The following is a 16,684-nucleotide window of genomic DNA, read 5'->3' as shown; positions in this document are numbered from 1 at the left end:
TTCAGCCGATCCACAGGGCCAGGGCGTCGACCAGCGCGACCGCGCCGGTGACCCTGAGAACCCCGAGAGTCTGGGGGTCGATCCGGCGGCCGGTCTCCTCCGGCACGTCCGACACGGCGGGTGCCGCGAATTGCGGGTCCACCGTCAGCGCGGTGACACCGAGCGGGCGGGCCAGCGCCCGCAGCGCGTGTTCCGACAGGGTGATCCACCGCTGGTCGGCGCCGAGCGTCTCGGCGAGCCGCTCGGGGGTGGTGAAGCCGACGGCCGTACGGCCGCCCAGGGGCGTGCGGAACATGCGCGCGACGCATCCCGCGGGTCCCGACCGGACGGGGACGTACAACGTCTCCCGGCGTCCGGCCGGGGACGGATCCGAAGGTTCCGGGTCGTCCCCGTACATGAGCTCTGTCATGGCTTCCTCCTGGTGCGGCACCTGGTGCTGAGGATGGGGCGCCCCGGCCGGGGCCGGCGGTCCGGGACGCACCAGGGACGCTATGCCCGGCGTCCGGGGGGTGACCGCGATCCCTGATGCGACGTTGACGGCGAGCGGGCGAACGTTAACGGCGCGGATCGCGAGGGTGGTGCGAACCGCGTCAGGATCGCGACAAGGACCCCTGGTCCGCGCCCTGCCGGGCGTTTCATGGAGCCATGAACGAGGTCCGCGAAGAGTGCGTCGTGGTGGGTGTCAGCGGCTCGCCGGAGAGCCTGGTGGCGCTGCGCAGGGCCGCCGCGGAGGCCCTGCGCCGGGCGACGGTGCTGACGGTCGTCACGGTCTGGGACACGGCCTGGGACGGCGCGGATGCCGGTGCGCCGCGGAGCCGCCGGCCGTCGCTCCCGCCCGAGCCGGACCGGTGGCGCCGTCTGGCGCGGCGCCGGCTGCTCACGGCCCTGGACGCCGCCTTCGACGGTGATCTGCCGCTGTCCCCGCCACTGCGGCCGGTCCTCGCGCTGGGCCGGCCGGGACCGGCGCTGGTGGAGGTGGCCGGCGAAGCGGCGCTGCTGGTGGTCGGCGCCGGTACCCACGGCCCCTGGCGGCGGCTCTTCGCGCCGTCCGCCGCCGCCTACTGCTTCGCCCACGCCCGCTGCCCCGTGCTGGCCGTGCCGTCCGCGCCCGGTGCGCCGGACGAGCGGGGCGCCGGAGGTGGCGGCCGTCGGTTCGGCACCAGGTGGCGGCGGTACGGTTCCGTCACCCGATGAGCCCGGCCTCCTCCAGGTCCAGGGCCCGCTGGATGGTGCGCCGCGTGGCGTCGCCGACCTCGTTGGCCTCGTAGAGCCTGCGCAGTTCGCGGCTCTGCACGCCTATCAGGGCGCGTCGCAGTTCCCGGTGGGCGGCGACGAGCCCGGACGGGTCCGCGGGCCGCTCCGGCCCCGCGTCGCCGTCTTCGGGGGCGAGATCGGCCTTGAGGTGACGGCGCATCTGCACGATCACGGACTCGGGCACGACTTCGAGATCGTCGAGTTGCTCCAGGTAGCGCAGGCCGGCGCGGGAGAGCGCGTCCCGGGCCCGCGCCTCCTCGCGCGCGGTGTGCTCCGGTTCGAGGGCGATGCCGGAGCGCCGGACCACCGGGGCCAGGGAGAAGCCCTGCACCACCAGGGTCAGTACCACCACACCCGTGGTGAGGCTCAGCACCAGGGAGCGGTGCGGAAGCGGTTCGCCCCCCTGGGTGGCCAGCGGGATGGAGAGTGCCGCGGCCAACGGCATGACCCCGCGGGTCCCCGCCCACGACGCCACGAGAGGCACCCGCCAGGAGACGGGCCCGTCCTTGCGTCGGAACTGCATCACCGCGGACAGCGGGAAGACCCACAGCAGCCGTACGACGACGACCGTCGCCGCGACCGCCACGACACCGGCCGCCAGCGGCCACCCGCGCTCGGCCGGGTCGAGTTCGCGTACGAGTGTGGGAAGTTGCAACCCGATCAGGGCGAACACGACGCTTTCCAGGAGGAAGACGACCGTCGCGTAGACGGCGTGCACCTGCAGCCTGATCGGCGCGTTGGTCAGCCGGTGACCGGTGCTGCCCATCACCACTCCCGCCACGACCACGGCGGTGACTCCCGAGGTGTGGAGGTCCTCGGCGAGCACATAGGCGGCGTACGGGGTGACGAGAGAGACGACCGTCTCCAGGACCGGGTCCTCGGTCTTCCTGCGGATGAACGCGACGACCCCGGCGACCGCGGCGCCGATGAGCGCGCCCCCGCCACCGAGTTCGACGAAGCGGCCCGCGGCGGCGGGCAGGGCGAACGCCCCGGAGGCGACCGCGGTCCCGACGGCGACCTTGAACAGCACCAGGCTCGTCGCGTCGTTGAAGAGGCTCTCCGACTGCACCAGGACGCGCACCCGGGGCGGAAGCGCCAGCCGGCGCCCGAGCGCCGTCACCGCGACGGGGTCCGTACTGGCCAGGACGGCTCCCAGGACCAGGGCCATGGGCGCGCCCAGGGGTGTCAGCCGGGCCGCGACGGCCGCCACGGCGGCGGCCGACGCCACGACGAGGCCGAAGGCGAGGACGGTCACGGGGCGCCACACCGGCCGCAGCTCGCGCCAGGAGATCTCCTCGGCCGAGGCGTACAGCAGCGGCGGCAGGACCACGACACTGATCACCTCGGGCGCCACATGCACCGCGGGCACCCACGGCAGGAGTCCGACGGCGAGCCCGGCGACGACGAGCAGGGAGGGGGCGGGGACCCGCCAGTGCCTGGCGCCCGTGGCCACCACGGTGGCCAGTGCCACGAGGAGGAGGACGGCGGTCAGGACGGTCATGTGAGAGTCCCCACGGGAGGAGCCGCGTACGGCTGACGGTCAACACTTGCCGCCGACCAGACTTCCCGGCACTCCGCTTGAGAATTTACACGATTCTGACGGCACTCCGGCAGGCCCCGTCGGGAAACGGTCCGGCTTGCCGGGGATGCGGGCCTGGCGCACGACCATGACGCGATATAACGTTAGTTCGCGACGCGTATATCGCGTCTCGCCGCAGCCGCCGACCGGAACGGGGTGAGGACATGCCGGAGGAGATCCCGCCCGCGGGTGGGCGGTCCGCCACGGGCGCGCCGCTCGTGGCGCCCGCGTTGCGGGCCTCGCACGCGGACCGGGACCGGGTGGTGGACATCCTGTCCGTGGCCGCGGGGGACGGGCGGCTGTCCGCCGACGAGCTGGACGAGCGCGTGGAGGCCGCCCTGTCGGCCCGCACGCTCGACGAACTGGCGCCCCTCACCGCCGACCTGCCGGCGGGCTCGGGGACGCCGGGCATGGCCGCCGCGGACGTCAAGGACGTGGTCCGGGTCGACCATCGCGGGGGCTCGTTCCGCCGCGTCGACCGGTGGATCGTCCCGCGGCGCATGGAGGTCCGGTCGGAGTGGGGCGAGGTGGTGCTCGACTTCACCCGTGCCGTGATCACGCAGGACACCCTGCGCATCGATGTGGACGTGCGCGGCGGCTCCCTGGTGCTGGTGACCCGGCCGGGCGTCGTGGTGGACGCCGACGAGCTGGCGGTGAGTTTCGGCAAGGTCGACATCCGGCCCGCCGCCGGCCCGGGGGCACCGGTGACGCTCCGCGTGGAACTGGTGGGAGAGCTGGAGTTCGGCCAGGTGAGGGCGCGTCCGCCGCGGCGGACGTTCCGGCAGTGGCTGCTCCGCCGCCCCGCCGCGCTCCCGGCGCCCGCGGGCTGACCCGGCGCACGGGACGGGGCGGGCGCGCCCCCTGCCGTGCGCCCCCTACCGGGCCGACTCGTCCCGTGCCGGGGCCGCGCCCGCGATACTGACCGGCGATGAGCCTCCTCATGCCGCCACCGCGTTCCCCCGTGCCGCTCGGCGCGCCGTCCGCCGGTCCCTCGCGGGAGGTCTACGTCCCGCCCTCGGAGCCCGGGGACGACAGGCTCCGGGACGACGGGCTCGCGGAACTGCTCTCCTCGGCCGAGGCCGTGGTGATCTGCCTCGTCGTCGCTCTGCTCGTCGTCTTCCTGGTGACCGACCGGCGGCCCCCCAGGCGGCGCCCGCGGCACCGTCGCTGACGCCGTACCCGGCACGCGGCACTCATGAGCCAGGGCGTGCCGGTCCTCGCCCGGCGGTTCGCGGCCCCCGCGGCGGCCCGTCAGGCGCCGCTCGGCGTCCCCAGGCCGAGGCACCAGTCGTTGCTGCGCATCAGCGTGCCGCTGCCCCTCGGGTACTCGAAGTCGCAGGCGCCGAGCAGATCGAAGCCGAGGCGCCGGCACAGGGCGTTCGACGGGGCGTTGCCGACGGACGGAAACGCGTGCAGGGTGCGCGGGCTGCCCGGTTCCCGCGCGACGTCGCGCACGATGCCGATCAGCGCGGCACCGGCCGCGGCCGCGACGCCCCTGCCCTGGTACGGCGGCAGGACGTTCCACCCGGTCTCGTAGATCCGCTCGCCCCTCCAGTCACGCGGGTGGTAGGCGATGCTGCCGACCGGCTCGTCGCCGAGCAGTACGGCGAACATCCGGCCCCCTCCGGCCGCCGGCATGGCCAGATAGCGGTCGTGACGGGCGAGCAACGCCTCCTCCGGCTCCGGCCCCCCGACGTGCCGGCGCATCTCGGGGGTGTTGATCCGCCGGAGGAGGGCGAGCGACCCCTCCGACCAGGGCTCCAGTCGTACGTCCACACGGCGCAGCCTGACAGGGCCTCGCGGCACGGGCATCCCCTTTTCCCGCCGACCGCCCGCGCGCAGCCGCGCCAGGACCGCGGTCGCCCGGCCCGGGCACCCACCGCGGATGCCCGTCCCGCCGGCGGGTACGATCTGCCGCGATGCGCAGTGACGGACGAGCCGGCCGAGGCGGAGGGATACCCGCCCGCCTGAGCGGCGTTGTCCTCGTCCTGTGCGGGCTGCTCGCCGCCCTCGGGGTCTGCGGCCACACCGGATCGCCGGACATGGGGCACGGACCGGTCCGGGCCGTCGTCTCCACCCTGGTCGCGTCCGCCGCCGACGAAGTCTGCACGGACGCCCACGGTCCCGGCCCGCAGGGCAACGGGTGCTCCCCCGTAGAGCACACGCCGGTGACCCTGGGCTCCGCTCCCCCGCCCCACCTCGCGGGTGCGGAACTGCCGTCGGTGTGGCCCGCCGCCGCGGCCGCCGCGGGACTGACCGCGCCGCCCCCCGGCACCGTACGCGCCCTCGACCTGCACATGCTCCAGATCCAGCGCACGTAGAAGGATGCCCGCGCGCCGCGAACGCCGGTGCGCGCCGTGCCGTCTCCCCACCCTTCACCAGCACCGCCGCCGAGCCGGCGGGGAATCAGGACATGCCATGGGTTCCGCCAATTCCAAGGCCAAGGCGAACGACCGCCGGGCGCGCGTCGAGGAGATACGCCGCCAGGAGCAGGCCCGCGAACGCCGCAACCGCATCATCACCATCACCGCCTGCACCGCGATCCTCGCCGGACTGGTCGGTGGCGGCTTCTACCTCGTCAACTCCGCCGGAGGCGGCGGGGACGACAAGGGCAAGGCCGCCGCTTCCATCAGCGGCGAGAAGTCCTGGTCGGGCCTCACCCAGAACCACGTCACCAAGGACGTCGACTACCCCATGAGCCCGCCCGCCGGCGGCGACCACAACCCCGTGTGGCAGAACTGCAACGGCGACGTCTACGACAAGCCCCTCACGGACGAGAACGCCGTGCACTCCCTGGAGCACGGCGCCGTGTGGGTCACGTACACCTCCAAGGCGGCGGACGCCGACGTCAAGGCGCTGCGCGACCGCGTCGCGAAGACCCCGTACTCCCTGATGAGCCCCTACACGGACCAGGCGTCACCGATCACGCTCACGGCGTGGGGCCACCAACTGGGCGTCACCAAGGCCGACGATCCCCGCGTGGCCACGTTCTTCGACACCTATGTGCAGGGCGACCAGACCCCGGAGCCCGGCGCGCCCTGCACGGGGGGCAAGGCATCGTGACCGCCGTCCGGGGCACGGGCAGGCCGCTGCTCGCGCTCGGCGGCGCCATGGTGCTGGTCGTCCTCTCCGCCCTCGCCTTCGCCCTGCTGACGGCCGGGCCCGGCAGCGCCGGCACCCCGGGCAAGGACTCGCCGGACGCCGGCTTCGCACGCGACATGGCGATCCATCACCAGCAGGCGGTGGAGATGTCCCTCATCGTGCGGGACCGCACGGACGACGAGGACGTCCGCAGGCTCGCCTACGACGTGATCAACACCCAGGCCAACCAGCGCGGCATGCTGCTCGGCTGGCTGGAGGTCTGGGGGCTGCCCAAGTCGTCGTCCGAGCCGCCCATGACGTGGATGGGCCACGGCATGGCCTACACGCCGCACGACGGGGCGCTGATGCCGGGCATGGCGACGAACGCGGAACTGCGGCGCCTGAACGCGGCCGACGGCAAGGCCGCCGAGGTCCTCTACCTCCGGTTGATGACCGCCCATCACCAGGGCGGCGTGGAGATGGCGGCCGCGGCCGCCGACCTCGCACGGACCGAGCAGGTGAAACGCCTCGCGGCGGGCATGGTCCGGGGCCAGGAGGCGGAGATCGGCCTCATGGCCGACATGCTCGCGGCACGCGGCGCGAGCACCTGACGCCGCGGTGCCGGGAGGCCGCCCGCCTCCCGGCACTCCCGCGGGCGACCGCCCGCGGTGCGGGCGCCGGAATCCACCAGGGGCGTAAGGCCCTTGGTCCGCCTCGCGTCGACGCAGGTCAACGGCGTCTTATCGAAGCTGACAACGGTCACCGGTGCAGTCTTTGCCGATCGGCCCGCCCATGTGTTTCCCTGCCGGTGTCGCACCTGGAACGGGGAGGTCGCCGCACCATGAACGGGCACGGGCACGGACACGCGCAGGGACACGGGCAACACCATGGTCATGCGCACGGGGTGGCCGAGGACGCCGATCGGCGGTGGCTCGGGATCGCGTTGGGGCTGATCGCCGGCTTCATGGCCGTAGAGGTCGTCGTCGGGCTGCTGGTGGGGTCCCTCGCGCTGCTCTCCGACGCCGCGCACATGCTCACCGACGCCGCCTCGATCGTGCTGGCGCTCGTGGCCATGCGGCTCGCGGCACGGCCCGCGCGGGGCGGGTTCACCTACGGGCTCAAGCGGGCCGAGATCCTCTCGGCGCAGGCGAACGGCATCACCCTGCTGCTGCTCGCGGCGTGGCTGGCCTACGAGGCGGTGCGGCGGCTTGTCTCGCCGCCCGAGGTGGAGGGCGGCCCGGTCCTGGTCACCGCGCTCGCCGGAGTGGTCGTCAACATCGGTGCGGCTTGGTGCCTGTCCCGGGCCAACCGCACATCCCTCAATGTCGAGGGCGCCTTCCAGCACGTCCTCAACGACCTGTACGCCTTCATCGGCACCGCCGTCGCGGGACTGGTGGTCCTGCTCACCGGCTTCGCGCGCGCGGACGCCATCGCCACGCTGGTCGTGGTCGGGCTGATGCTCAAGGCGGGCTGCGGGCTGGTCCGCGACTCCGGGCGGATCTTCCTGGAGGCGGCCCCGGCGGGCCTCGACCCGGACGAGGTGGGCGACCGGCTGGCCGCGCACGACGCCGTCACCGAGGTCCACGACCTGCACATCTGGGCCATCACCTCCGGCCAGCCGGCGCTCTCGGCACATGTGCTGGTCGAACCGGGCGGGGACTGCCACGCGGTCCGCCGCGACCTGGAGCACCTGCTCGCCTCGGACTACGGACTCACGCACACCACGCTGCAGGTCGACCACGTGCCCGCCGAACTCCTCGTCGTCGGCGGCGGTCCAGGGGACCGGGGCGACACGGCCGCGGGCCATTGCGGCGAGTCCCACGGTCCCGTCCACCACGCCGGACCGCACGGACACTGACCGCCGGGCCGTTGGGCCGTTGGGCCGTTGGGCCGTTGGGCCGCAGGACCTTTGGCCGATGCCGGGCGGGAGCCGTACCGCGGCGGTGTCGGCCGACCGGCCCGGGCCCACGTCGGGCGATCACGCAACGCCATTGATCGACTACGATGCGTGCCATGACGGTGTGGGCGGGTCAGCGGATCTCCCTGCGCGGAGTGCTCCTGCTCCTGGGCATGCTCGTGTTCACGGGCATCCACCTGGTGGCCTGCGCGCACGGCCCGGACCGCGCGGGCGGTGACACCCTCGCCGCGGCGCCCGTCCCGTCGGCTCTGTGCCAACCAGGCGGCACCGGCCTCGCGGCGGACCAGGACATCGCCCGCGACGGCGGATCGCCGGACGGCCACCACGCACTGTGCGGTGTCGCACTCGACCGGCTCCCCGATCCCCGCCCTCGCCTGGCCGACACCTCCGCTTCTCCCGGCGGCCCGGCGCCGCTCTCCGTCCCGGGACCCACGCTCCACGCGCCGAGAGCCTGGCCCGGTCCGTCCGGGCATCGCTGCGACCCCGCCGGTTCCCGCGCCGCCACCCTGAGCCTGCTCTGCGTCTCCCGGACCTGACGGGGCCCCAGCCCGCCCGGCGCCCCACGCGACGGGCACGGCTGAACGCGCCCCGGACCCGTACGAGCAACGGCCGCCCATGACCACGGCCGCAGGAGAACCCGCATGAGCACACTTCCCTACCCCGGCACGCCCATGTCCCCGGCCGAACTCCCGGCCGGCACCGCACCGCCACGCCGCACTCCGGCCGGTCTGGTCGGCAACACGCCCGTCCTCTGGGTGGGATCGCCCTTCGTCCCCGACGGCCGCGGCTTCTGGGCCAAGCTGGAGGGCTTCAACCCCGGCGGCATCAAGGACCGCTCCGCCCTCTACATGATCGAGGCCGCCCGCGCCCGCGGTGAACTCCTGCCCGGCGCCCGCGTCGTGGAGTCCAGCAGTGGCACGCTCGGCCTCGGGCTCGCCCTCGCCGGAGCCGTACACGGGCACCCCGTCACCGTGGTCACCGACCCCGGCATGGAACCGCCCATGGCCGCCCTGCTGACCGCCCACGGCGCGACCGTCGACATCGTGGCCGAAGCGCACCCGGTCGGCGGCTGGCAGCAGGCCCGCCGCGACAGGGTGCGGGAACTCCTCGCCGCGGACCCCACGGCCTGGTGCCCCGACCAGTACCACAATCCCGACAACGTGGCCGCCTACGCCGCGCTCGCCCACGAACTCGTCGCCCAGCTCGGCCGCATCGACGTCCTGGTCGCCAGCGTCGGCACCGGAGGGCACTCGGCCGGCGTCAGCGGCCCGCTGCGGCGGTTCTTCCCCCACTTGCGGCTGGTCGGCGTCGACACCACCGGCTCCACGATCTTCGGCCAGCCGCCCGCGACGCGGCTCATGCGCGGCCTGGGCAGCAGCATCCACCCCCGCAACGTGGACTACCCGGCCTTCGACGAGGTGCACTGGGTCGCCGCCCGAGAGGCGGTGTGGGCCTGCCGGCGCCTGGCCCGCGACCACTACGCCAGCGGCGGCTGGAGTGTCGGCTCGGTCGCTCTGGTCTCCCGCTGGCTGGCCCGGACGCTGCCCGCCGAGACCCGCATCGTGACGATCTTTCCCGACGGCCCGCAGCGCTACGTCGGCACCGTCTTCGACGACGCCTACTGCCGGGATCACGGACTGCTGCACCACGAACCGTCCGCCGACCCCGAGGTGATCGCCCACCCCGGTGAGGCCGTCGTCGAGCGGTGGACCCGCTGCACCACCGTGCGGGACCCACTGGCCCGGACGCCCGACGGCGAGCACGGCGGCCGGTCCTTCGAGGCAGCCCGATGAGGGGGCTGTGGCGGCAGGTCCGCTCCTTCGACACCCCGGCCCGGCTGCTGATGGCCAATCAGTTCGCCATCAACCTGGGCTTCTACATGCTCATGCCGTACCTCGCCGACCACCTCGCCGGCGGCCTGGGACTGGCCGCCTGGGCCGTCGGCCTCGTCCTGGGGGTACGGAACTTCTCCCAGCAGGGCATGTTCGTGCTCGGCGGCACCATCGCCGACCGCTTCGGCTACAAGACGCCCATCGTCATCGGCTGCACGCTGCGCACCTTCGGATTCGCGCTGCTCGGCCTGGTCGACTCCCTGCCGGCGCTCATCGCGGCCTCGGCCGCCACAGGGTTCGCCGGCGCCCTGTTCAACCCGGCGGTCCGCGCGTACCTGGCCGTCGAGACCGGCGAGCGGAGGGTGGAGGGCTTCGCCCTGTTCAACGTCTTCTACCAGGCGGGAGTCCTCATCGGGCCACTGGTGGGCCTGGCCCTCCTCGCGCTGGACTTCCGCGCCGTGTGCATGACGGCGGCGGCCGTCTTCGCCGTGCTCACCGTGCTGCAGTGCCGGGCCCTGCCCGACCGGCGGCCCGAACGCGGCACCGGATCCGGCAAGGCGACGGGAATCCTGGGCTCCTGGCGGGAGGTGCTGGGCAACCGGCCGTTCATGCTGTTCTCCCTGGCCATGATCGGCTCGTATGTGCTGTCCTTCCAGGTCTACCTGGCGCTGCCCCTGCAAGCCCACAAACTGCTCGGCACCGGAGGGCAGGCCGTGACCAGCGGCCTGTTCATCGTCTCGGCCGTGGTCGCGGTGCTCGGCCAGCTCCGCATCACCGGCTGGGTCCGCGCCCGGCGGACCGGCCCCCAGGCCATCGTCGGCGGAATCCTCCTGATGGGCCTGGCCTTCACGCCCCTGGCCCTGAGCCCCGACGCCTCCGGCGGGACGTTCGAGGCCGTCGTCGCGGTGGCCCTGCTCGTGGTCGCCGTGGTGCTCCTGGCCGTGGGCACCGCGGTGGTCTACCCGTTCGAGATGGACACCATCGTCACCCTCTCCCGGGAACGCCTCGTGGCCACGCACTACGGCTGGTACAACACCGTCTCCGGACTGGGCATCACCCTGGGCAACCTCGCCACCGGCGTCATCTGGGACGTCGCCGACCACCACCGCGTGTCCTGGCTGCCCTGGCTGACCCTGACGGCGACCGGCCTGCTGTGCGCCGGCTGCGTCCACCTGCTGTCCCGGGCCGGGGGACTCCCCGCCGTCCAACGCGAACCCGCCCTCGCCTGAACCCCCGGGGGGCGACCCCGGCAGCCTGCCGGGGCCGCCCCTCCCCCGAGCTCGTCCAGGACCCCGCCTGCCCGGGCCCCGCCTGACGCTGCGGCACGCCTTGACACCCCCGTCGACCTGCCGGGCGGCGGCCCGGGACCGCGCGTCAGAGTGCCGTCAGGAATCACGGCGGGTCCTTGCCCGCGGATCCGCGGCCGTTTTGGATGAGGGGTGTGAACAGCGGTCCGCGCCATGACGACCGGCCACCTCATCGGGTGTCGCCGGTTCCGCGCGCTGTCCACCCGCCGGTGTTCTGAGACACCGGCGTCTCGCGGCCCCCGCTCTGGGCGGCCGCTTGTCCTCCCGTACGCGCGCGCCCCCACCTTTGTGGCAGGCGCGCTTCGGCGTACCGATTTCCGGAGTGAACCATGTCCGAGTCCACCGTCCCCGCGCTTCCCCCGCGCACCGCCCTCGTCACCGGGGCCACCTCCGGCATCGGGTGGGAGACCGCCCGGCTGCTCGCCGAGCGGGGCTGCACCGTCATCGTCCACGGCCCGGACACGGAGTCGGCGCACCACGCGGTGGAGCGCCTGGTCGCGGCGGGCGTGGACCGCGCGCGCCTGCGGCTCGCGGTGGCCGACTTCAGCCGGCTCTCCGAGGTCCGCGAGCTGGCGGCCGAAGTGCGCGGCCTGCACCCCGCGCTGGACATCCTCGTCAACAACGCCGCGGTCGCCGCTCCCGAGAGGCACACGATCACCGGGGACGGCCACGAACTCTCGCTCCAGGTCAACTTCCTGGCGGCCTACCTGCTCACCCGCGAGCTCGCGGGGCCGCTGTCGGCCCGCCCCGGTGCCAGGGTGATCAACGTGTCGTCGGCGATGCACCGCACCGCCTCGATCTCCTGGAGCGACCTCAACCGGGCGCGCCGCTACTCGCGGCACGCCGCGTACGCGCAGTCGCAGCTCGCCCTCACCGTCTTCGCGCGGGCCGCCGCTCCGGCCGGCGCCACGGCCGTCAGTGTGCACCCGGGGGTCTGCGAGACCCCGCTGCTCGCGCTCTACGGGCACGAGGGCGAGCCCGCCGCCGACGGCGCCGCGCGCGTCGTACGGCTGTGCGAGCCCGGAACCGAGCTGGTCCCCGGCGGCTACTACGACCGCACCGCGCTCTCCCCGGTCGCGCCGGTGGCCGCCGAGGACCGCACCGTACGCCGTCTGTGCAAGGTCGCCGACCTGCTCGTCACCGCCTGAAGGGAGGGACCCCATGTCGAAGCGCTCCCGCAAGAAGAAGGCCAGGCGCAAGAAGGCCGCCAACCACGGCAAGAAGGCCGGCCAGCGCTGAATCCCCCACGGCGGTGCGGACCACCGGGACGAGCCCGGGTCCGCACCGCCGTCCGTTCTCCCGGCGTACCACGGCGTACGCGGAAAGTGTGGTCACCGGTGATCGAAATCCCCTCCCTGGACGGCTGGTTCCCCTCCGGCGTGCCGGGGCCCGCCGCGCTGGCGGAGCACGTCAGGGCCACCGGGCACGGGCAGTGGTGGGCCGACCGGGCCGTGGAGCCCCGGGCGGTCGCCGTGGCGTGCGCCGACCATGTGCTGCTGGAGGGCGATCCCCGGTACGTCGACCCGGACGCCCTTGCCCCCTTCGGCAACGGCTACGTCCTGGCCCGTACCCGTTTCCTGCCGGTCCTGGGCGCGGCGTTCGACCGGATCGTGCCCTGGGAGCGGATGATCTGGGTGCAGTCGCGACCGGTGCCGCGGAGGCGGCCGCCGGGGGACGTGGTGGTGCGCCGGCTGACGCCCGGTGACGGCGCGGCCGTGGCCGCCATGGGCGACGACGCCGTGTGGATCACCCGTAGTTGGGGGGACGCGTACGGCCTCGCCGCGTCGGGTCACGCGTGGGGCGCGTTCCGCGCCGGCCGCGTCGTCTCCCTGGCGTGCACTTACTTCCTCGGCGGCGCTTACGAGGACCTCGCGGTCGTCACGCTCCGCGGCCATCGCCGCGAGGGCCTCGCGCTCGCCTGCCTGTCGGGCCTGTGCGGCGACGTCGCGGCCCGCGGCCGCACTCCCGGCTGGACGTGCTCGCGCGGGAACCGGCCCAGCCGGCGGCTGGCCTGGACGGCGGGTTTCCGGCTGTTCGGCGAGTACGTCCACTACGGCGTCGGCCGCCCCGCCGGGTGGGGTCACCCGGGCGGGATGACGCCCGCCCTCAGGGCGCGGTGAGCGCCGACCGGGCGCGCTCCGCGCGGGCCGGCGGCCTGCCCCGCGCCCGTGCCGCGGCATCCCCTGGCCCGGCCGGCACGGCGGCCGCCACGGTCCGCGGTGTCCGGGCGACCCGGGGTGAGGCGATCGCCCCCGTGGCCGGCGGAGCCGATGGCATCCGCCCCCGCTTCGCGCCGCCTGGACCGGCCCGTGTGCCCCGCCCGGAGAGGTGACCGGGCGGGGCGCGTGCGTTCGTTCAGGGCTCGAAGCGGTAGCCCATGCCGGGCACGGTGATCAGGTGCCGCGGGTTGGCCGGGTCCGGCTCCAGCTTGTGCCGGAGGGTGGCCAGGTAGACGCGCAGGTAGTTGGTGCGCTTCTCGTTGCCCGGACCCCACACGTCGCGCAGCAGCCCGCGCCCGGTGATCAGGCGCCCGGGGTTGCGCAGCAGCGGGGCGAGCAACCGCCATTCGGTGGGCGTCAGCCGCGGGACCGCCCCCTTGCCGGAGCGGCGCTCGACGGTGAACGCGCCCAGATCGACCACGTAGTCCGCGATGGCGATCCTCTCCGGCTCTTCCAGGACGGGCGGGCGGCGCAATACGGCGCGCAGCCGGGCCGCCAGCTCGTCCATGGAGAACGGCTTGGTGACGAAGTCGTCGGCCCCCGCGTCCAGGGCCTCCACCTTGTCGGCCAGGCCGGTGCGCCCGGAGAGCACGATGATGGGCAGCGGACTCCAGGCGCGCACGCCGTGGATGATGTCGGTGCCGGCCATGTCGGGCAGGCCGAGGTCGAGAATGAGCGCGTCGGGCGGTTGGCGGGAGACCAGGAGCAGCGCCGTGGCGCCGTCGGGGGCGGTGGCGACGGCGTAGTGACGCGCGGACAGGCTGATGTCCAGCGCCTTGAGGATCTGCGGTTCGTCGTCGACGACCAGGACCCGCCTCATGTCAGCGCCTGCTCCTCTCCGATGGGGGCGGCGGGGGCTTCGGCCGGACCACCGGCGGTGGGCAGGGACAGGACCATGGTGAGACCTCCGCCGGGGGTGTCCTCGGGGGTGAGGGTGCCGCCCATCGCCTCGGTCAGGCCGCGGGAGAGGGCGAGTCCGAGACCGAGGCCGGTGGTGTTGTCGGTGTCGCCGAGCCGCTGGAAGGGTTCGAAGACCCTTTCCCGGTCGGCCGGACGCAGGCCGGGGCCGCGGTCCGCGACACGCAGCTCGATGCGCGGGCCGAGAGCGCTGGCGCTGAGCAGGACGTCGGTTCCCTCGGGGGCGTGACGCTGGGCGTTGGTCACCAGGTTGGCGATGACGCGCTCCAGGAGCGGCGGGTCGGCCAGGGCATTCGGGATGTCGTCGAGACCTCGGGTGGTCACGCGGACGGGGCTCTCCCCCAGGCTGTCCAGGGCGAGCGAGGCCACTTCGGCCACGGACGCCGGTTCGAGGACCAGGCTGAGCGCACCGGCCTGCAGCCTGCTCATGTCGAGCAGGTTGTCCACCAGACGGTTCAGCCGGTCGAGAGACTCCTCCGCGGTGGCCAGCAGTTCCTCCTGGTCCTCCGCGGAGAATTCCACCTCCCGGCTGCGCAGCGAGCTGACGGCCGCCCAGGCGCCGGCCAGCGGGGTGCGCAGGTCGTGGCTGACGGCCGCGAGCAGTGCCGTCCGCATGCGGTCGGCCGCCTTGACGGGCTCCACCTCCGCCGCGGCCTCGGCCAGCCTGGCGTGTTCCAGCGCGGAGGCCACGTGCCCGGCGAAGGCGATGAGGACCCGCCGTTCCGAGGCCGCCAGGCGACGCCCGCGCAGCACGAGGACGTCGTCCGGGCCGACGGGTACGGCCACCACGCCGTCGGCGGGGTCGTCCGCCGTCGCCGCGGCCGCGTCGGAACGGTGGTGGAGCTCGGCCGACTCCATGCCGAAGGCCTCCCGCGTGCGGTGCAGCAGGACCTCGACGGCCTGGTCGCCGCGGAGGATGCTCCCGGCGAGGGAGGACAGCGTCTCGGCCTCGGCGGTGGCGTTGGCGGCGCGTCTGGACAGCCGCAGCGAGCGGTCCACGATCGTCGCCACCGTGGCGGCGACGAGCGCGAAGACGGCGAGCGCCAGGACGTTGTTGGTCTCGCCGATGGTGAACCGGCCGATGGGCGGGATGAAGTAGTAGTTCAGCAGCAGGGACGCGGTGACGGACGCCAGGATCGCGGAGGCGACGCCGCCGATGCAGGCGACGCCGACGACGGTCAGCAGGAAGAGCAGTGCCTCGCTGGTGAGGTTCAGATGGCCCCGGGTGTTGGCGAGGAACGTCGTGAGCAGCACGGGCAGGACGAATCCGGCGACGGGGCCCGCCACCTTGCGCGCCCTGGGCAGCGAGCTGCCGGTGGCGGGCAGGAGCCGCCCGCGTCCCGCGCGCTCGTGGGTGACCATGTGGACGTCGATGTCGCCGGAGCGTTCCACGATGGTCTCGCCGACGCCCCGCCCGGTCAGGAACTGCGCGAGCCGGCCGCGCCGGCTGGTGCCCATCACCAGCTGGGTGGCGCTCTCGGCCCGTGCGAAGTCCAGCAGGGCGACGGGGACATGGTCGCCGACGACGGAGTGGAAGCTGCCGCCGAGGCTCTCCACGAGCGCCCGCTGCTTGGCCAGGGCGGCGGGTGAGGTGTCGGCCAGCCCGTCGCTGCGCACGATGTGGACGGCGAGCAGGTCGCCACCGGCGGACCGGGCGGCGATCCGGGCGGCCCGGCGGATGAGGGTCTCGCCCTCGGGGCCGCCGGTCACGGCGACCACGACGCGCTCGCGGGTCTCCCAGACGCGCCCGATGCCGTGCTCGGAGCGGTACTTCTGCAGTGCCTCGTCCACCCGCCCGGCGACCCAGAGCAACGCCAGTTCGCGCAGCGCGGTGAGGTTGCCGACGCGGAAGTAGTTGGACAGGGCCGCGTCGACCTTCTCCGGCGCGTAGACGTTGCCGTGGGCCATGCGGCGGCGCAGCGCCTCGGCGGGCATGTCGACCAGCTCGATCTGGTCGGCGCGCCGGACCACCTCGTCGGGGACGGTCTCCCGCTGCGGTACGCCCGTTATCTTCTCGACGACGTCGTTGAGCGACTCCAGGTGCTGGATGTTGACGGCGGTGATGACGTCGATGCCGGCCTTGAGCAGCACCTCGATGTCCTGCCAGCGCTTGGCGTGGCGCCCGCCGGGGATGTTGGTGTGGGCCATCTCGTCGACGAGTGCCACCTGCGGCGCGCGGGCGAGGACGGCGTCGAGGTCCATCTCGGTGAAGGCGGTGCCGCGGTAGTCGCGTTCGGCGCGCGGGACGGCCTCCAGGCCGTCGAGCATCTCCTCGGTGCGCGGCCTTTTGTGGCACTCGACGTACCCCACGACGACGTCGGTACCGCGGGCGGCTCTGCGTCGGGCCTCGTCGAGCATGCGGTAGGTCTTGCCGACTCCGGGGGCCGCCCCGAGGAAGACCTTGAGTCTGCCGGGCCGTCCGTGGGGGGTGCCGGCCGGGGCCGGGACGACTGGCTGCGTCACCGGGAGTCCTTCCTTGTGCGGGTGTCACGCCGCCCGGCGGCGCCGGAGGCCGACTCCGAGGCCGGGGCGGTGGCCGAGGGGGTCTCGGTCGCGGCGGGGGTGGTCTCCTCGCC

At 74.1% G+C, this 16,684-nt stretch carries 17 protein-coding genes; 12 read left to right on the top strand and 5 right to left on the bottom strand.

Going from position 1 to position 16,684, the window contains the following annotated elements; translation table 11 throughout:
• Position 1: 1 nt before the first annotated feature.
• A complete protein-coding gene (locus AB0F62_RS33795) occupies positions 2-409 on the bottom strand; it encodes an SAV_915 family protein (protein WP_361808292.1) in 408 nt (135 codons plus the stop codon).
• A gap of 236 nt (positions 410-645) precedes the next feature.
• On the opposite strand from AB0F62_RS33795, the gene AB0F62_RS33790 reads away from it, so the two are divergent.
• Positions 646-1,194: a universal stress protein gene (locus AB0F62_RS33790; protein WP_361808289.1), complete on the top strand. Its 549-nt coding sequence runs from the start codon at positions 646-648 to the stop codon at positions 1,192-1,194.
• Here the strand turns inward: AB0F62_RS33790 and AB0F62_RS33785 are convergent.
• Entirely contained in the window at positions 1,184-2,755 is a 1,572-nt protein-coding gene (locus tag AB0F62_RS33785) for a Na+/H+ antiporter (protein WP_361808286.1), read from the bottom strand. The genes AB0F62_RS33790 and AB0F62_RS33785 overlap by 11 nt on opposite strands.
• 242 nt (positions 2,756-2,997) lie before the next feature.
• Here AB0F62_RS33785 and AB0F62_RS33780 point away from each other — a divergent pair, with 242 nt between their 5' ends.
• Positions 2,998-3,663, top strand: a complete 666-nt coding sequence (locus tag AB0F62_RS33780; protein WP_361808283.1) for a DUF1707 domain-containing protein — start codon at positions 2,998-3,000, stop codon at positions 3,661-3,663.
• A gap of 98 nt (positions 3,664-3,761) precedes the next feature.
• Positions 3,762-4,004: a hypothetical protein gene (locus AB0F62_RS33775; RefSeq protein ID WP_361808280.1), complete on the top strand. Its 243-nt coding sequence runs from the start codon at positions 3,762-3,764 to the stop codon at positions 4,002-4,004.
• Positions 4,005-4,084: 80 nt separating this feature from the next.
• Here the strand turns inward: AB0F62_RS33775 and AB0F62_RS33770 are convergent, their stop codons facing one another.
• The gene (locus AB0F62_RS33770; RefSeq protein WP_361808277.1) at positions 4,085-4,609 is read right to left on the bottom strand and encodes a GNAT family N-acetyltransferase; all 525 of its coding nucleotides are present in this window, start codon (positions 4,607-4,609) and stop codon (positions 4,085-4,087) included.
• A 143-nt stretch (positions 4,610-4,752) separates the two neighbouring features.
• On the opposite strand from AB0F62_RS33770, the gene AB0F62_RS33765 reads away from it, so the two are divergent.
• From AB0F62_RS33765 to AB0F62_RS33725, 9 genes are all read left to right on the top strand, one after another.
• On the top strand, positions 4,753-5,154 hold the full coding sequence (locus AB0F62_RS33765) for a hypothetical protein (protein WP_361808274.1): 402 nt from the start codon (positions 4,753-4,755) through the stop codon (positions 5,152-5,154).
• A 97-nt stretch (positions 5,155-5,251) separates the two neighbouring features.
• Entirely contained in the window at positions 5,252-5,896 is a 645-nt protein-coding gene (locus AB0F62_RS33760; RefSeq protein WP_361808271.1) for a DUF3105 domain-containing protein, read from the top strand.
• Complete coding sequence (locus tag AB0F62_RS33755; protein WP_361808268.1) at positions 5,893-6,525, top strand: DUF305 domain-containing protein; 633 nt, start codon at positions 5,893-5,895, stop codon at positions 6,523-6,525. The genes AB0F62_RS33760 and AB0F62_RS33755 overlap by 4 nt, the downstream gene beginning before the upstream one ends.
• Before the next feature lie 230 nt (positions 6,526-6,755).
• On the top strand, positions 6,756-7,772 hold the full coding sequence (locus AB0F62_RS33750) for a cation diffusion facilitator family transporter (protein ID WP_361808265.1): 1,017 nt from the start codon (positions 6,756-6,758) through the stop codon (positions 7,770-7,772).
• A gap of 155 nt (positions 7,773-7,927) precedes the next feature.
• A complete protein-coding gene (locus tag AB0F62_RS33745) occupies positions 7,928-8,368 on the top strand; it encodes a hypothetical protein (RefSeq protein WP_361808262.1) in 441 nt (146 codons plus the stop codon).
• Between the two features lie 135 nt (positions 8,369-8,503).
• On the top strand, positions 8,504-9,625 hold the full coding sequence (locus AB0F62_RS33740; RefSeq protein WP_361808361.1) for a PLP-dependent cysteine synthase family protein: 1,122 nt from the start codon (positions 8,504-8,506) through the stop codon (positions 9,623-9,625).
• Complete coding sequence (locus AB0F62_RS33735; RefSeq protein ID WP_361808259.1) at positions 9,622-10,893, top strand: MFS transporter; 1,272 nt, start codon at positions 9,622-9,624, stop codon at positions 10,891-10,893. The genes AB0F62_RS33740 and AB0F62_RS33735 overlap by 4 nt, the downstream gene beginning before the upstream one ends.
• Positions 10,894-11,300: 407 nt before the next feature.
• Positions 11,301-12,119: an SDR family NAD(P)-dependent oxidoreductase gene (locus AB0F62_RS33730; RefSeq protein WP_361808256.1), complete on the top strand. Its 819-nt coding sequence runs from the start codon at positions 11,301-11,303 to the stop codon at positions 12,117-12,119.
• A gap of 189 nt (positions 12,120-12,308) precedes the next feature.
• Positions 12,309-13,091 carry a GNAT family N-acetyltransferase gene (locus tag AB0F62_RS33725; protein ID WP_361808253.1) on the top strand — a complete coding sequence of 261 codons (783 nt, stop codon included), beginning with the start codon at positions 12,309-12,311 and terminating at the stop codon, positions 13,089-13,091.
• 235 nt (positions 13,092-13,326) lie between these two features.
• Here AB0F62_RS33725 and AB0F62_RS33720 read toward each other — a convergent pair whose 3' ends face one another.
• Both AB0F62_RS33720 and AB0F62_RS33715 read right to left on the bottom strand, forming a co-directional pair.
• Positions 13,327-14,010, bottom strand: a complete 684-nt coding sequence (locus AB0F62_RS33720) for a response regulator transcription factor (RefSeq protein WP_361808250.1) — start codon at positions 14,008-14,010, stop codon at positions 13,327-13,329.
• On the bottom strand, positions 14,007-16,571 hold the full coding sequence (locus AB0F62_RS33715; protein WP_361808247.1) for an ATP-binding protein: 2,565 nt from the start codon (positions 16,569-16,571) through the stop codon (positions 14,007-14,009). Before AB0F62_RS33715 ends, AB0F62_RS33720 begins: the two co-directional genes overlap by 4 nt.
• Positions 16,572-16,684: the final 113 nt, after the last annotated feature.

The organism is Streptomyces sp. NPDC026673, from assembly GCF_040638135.1.
In the GTDB taxonomy this organism is placed as follows: Bacteria; Actinomycetota; Actinomycetes; order Streptomycetales; family Streptomycetaceae; genus Actinacidiphila.
The sequence above is the reverse complement of the archived record's forward strand: the minus strand, read 5'-3'. Positions and strand labels throughout refer to the sequence as shown.

Bases quoted from the DNA above. Each gene is read 5' to 3' on its own strand.
- AB0F62_RS33750 (WP_361808265.1), top strand. From the start codon at position 6,756: ATGAACGGGCACGGGCACGGACACGCGCAGGGACACGGGCAACACCAT.
- AB0F62_RS33790 (WP_361808289.1), top strand. From the start codon at position 646: ATGAACGAGGTCCGCGAAGAGTGCGTCGTGGTGGGTGTCAGCGGCTCG.
- AB0F62_RS33760 (WP_361808271.1), top strand. From the start codon at position 5,252: ATGGGTTCCGCCAATTCCAAGGCCAAGGCGAACGACCGCCGGGCGCGC.
- AB0F62_RS33775 (WP_361808280.1), top strand. From the start codon at position 3,762: ATGAGCCTCCTCATGCCGCCACCGCGTTCCCCCGTGCCGCTCGGCGCG.
- AB0F62_RS33785 (WP_361808286.1), bottom strand. From the start codon at position 2,755: ATGACCGTCCTGACCGCCGTCCTCCTCCTCGTGGCACTGGCCACCGTG.
- AB0F62_RS33780 (WP_361808283.1), top strand. From the start codon at position 2,998: ATGCCGGAGGAGATCCCGCCCGCGGGTGGGCGGTCCGCCACGGGCGCG.
- AB0F62_RS33730 (WP_361808256.1), top strand. From the start codon at position 11,301: ATGTCCGAGTCCACCGTCCCCGCGCTTCCCCCGCGCACCGCCCTCGTC.
- AB0F62_RS33765 (WP_361808274.1), top strand. From the start codon at position 4,753: ATGCGCAGTGACGGACGAGCCGGCCGAGGCGGAGGGATACCCGCCCGC.
- AB0F62_RS33735 (WP_361808259.1), top strand. From the start codon at position 9,622: ATGAGGGGGCTGTGGCGGCAGGTCCGCTCCTTCGACACCCCGGCCCGG.
- AB0F62_RS33795 (WP_361808292.1), bottom strand. From the start codon at position 409: ATGACAGAGCTCATGTACGGGGACGACCCGGAACCTTCGGATCCGTCC.
- AB0F62_RS33720 (WP_361808250.1), bottom strand. From the start codon at position 14,010: ATGAGGCGGGTCCTGGTCGTCGACGACGAACCGCAGATCCTCAAGGCG.
- AB0F62_RS33745 (WP_361808262.1), top strand. From the start codon at position 7,928: ATGACGGTGTGGGCGGGTCAGCGGATCTCCCTGCGCGGAGTGCTCCTG.
- AB0F62_RS33740 (WP_361808361.1), top strand. From the start codon at position 8,504: ATGTCCCCGGCCGAACTCCCGGCCGGCACCGCACCGCCACGCCGCACT.